The following is a 1,450-nucleotide window of genomic DNA, read 5'->3' as shown; positions in this document are numbered from 1 at the left end:
TGAACTGCACCCCAAAAGTTGGACGCAAATCCAACCTTTGGGGTATTTTCATGGCTAGGTATGACGAAAGTTTCAAGTTGACTGTAGTTCAAGACTATTTATCTGGAACACGAGGTTTTAGGGCGCTTGCACGTAAGTTCGACGTCGATCAAGCGACGATTCGTCGCTGGGTCGACCGCTATCGTCAGCATGGCCATGCTGGTCTGAGTAAAAAGCGCAGCCACTACAGCGCCCAGTTCAAGCTTTCAGTGTTAAAGCGGATGTGGCTCGAAGATCTTTCCTATCGTCAGAGCGCTACCTTGTTTGACCTGCGAGGCGGTACGGCAGTCGTCGCAGGCTGGGAACGCCTGTATCGTGAAGGTGGTCTCCCGGCGTTGGAGCCGAAACCCCGAGGACGTCCGAAGAAGATGCCAGCCCCTGAATTACCCAAGCCCTTGCTACCCGAAGCTGAAGATACGCGCACGCTGGAACAATTGCGCAAAGAGAACGAGTATCTGCGCGCGGAGGTGGCGTACTTAAAAAAATTGAGGGCCTTGCGTCAGGCCGAAGAGCAAGCTGCGCAGAAAAAGCGCGGGTAGTGCTTGAACTGAGGCAAGGCCACGCACTGGCGATGTTGTTGGAGGCCGCAGGGCTACCGCGCAGCTCGTTCTACTACCAGGTGAAGGCGCAGCAGGCTGGGGATCGGCAGGCTGGGCTGAAGTCGCGAATTCGCTCCATCTATGAGCGTCATAAGGGGCGCTATGGCTACCGGCGTATTACTATGGCGTTGCGACAAACCGGTGAAAAAATCAATCACAAGGCGGTGCAGCGTCTGATGCAAACGCTGGGGCTCAAATCGTTGGTGCGCCCCAAGAGATACCGTTCCTACAAAGGGCAGCAGGCCCAGGTTCCCAACATTCTAGCGCGCCAGTTTCAAGCCGAGCGACCACACCAAAAGTGGGTGACTGACGTGACTCAGTTCAATGTTCGGGGCGAGAGGCTGTACCTCTCGCCGGTGATGGATCTCTACAATGGAGAAATCGTGTCCTATACGATGCAGCAACGACCGCACTTCTCGCTGGTGAGTTCCATGCTTAAAAAGGCGCTGAGTAGGCTTTCTGAGCAAGAGACACCGCTCTTGCACTCAGACCAGGGTTGGCAGTATCAAATGCCAGCCTATCGGCGTCAGCTCGCTGCACGCGGTCTGCTTCAAAGTATGTCGCGCAAGGGCAACTGTCTGGACAATGCCGCCATGGAAAGCTTCTTCGGCACCTTGAAGTCTGAGCTCTTCTACCTGAACCGCTTCGAGAGTATCAAACAGCTACAGGCCAGCATCCGAGAGTACATTCACTACTACAATCACGACAGGATTATGACAAAATTGAAAGGCCTGAGTCCGGTGCAGTACCGAACTCAGGCCTTCTTGATTTAACCCGTATCTTTAACTGTCCAACTTTATGGGGTCAGTTCA

At 53.9% G+C, this 1,450-nt stretch carries 1 protein-coding gene; it reads left to right on the top strand.

The annotated features are described in order from the left end of the window. The first annotated feature begins 50 nt into the window (after positions 1–50). A protein-coding gene (locus BW958_RS20450) for an IS3 family transposase (protein WP_143233170.1) occupies positions 51–1,411 on the top strand; the annotation gives its coding sequence in 2 pieces (ribosomal slippage) (positions 51–558 and positions 558–1,411; 1,362 coding nt in all). Positions 1,412–1,450: the final 39 nt, after the last annotated feature.

The sequence above is a fragment of the Aeromonas sp. RU39B genome (assembly GCF_900156095.1).
Taxonomy (GTDB): Bacteria; Pseudomonadota; Gammaproteobacteria; order Enterobacterales; family Aeromonadaceae; genus Aeromonas.
Note: the sequence above shows the minus strand (reverse complement) of the source record. Positions and strands in the feature narration are given on the sequence as shown.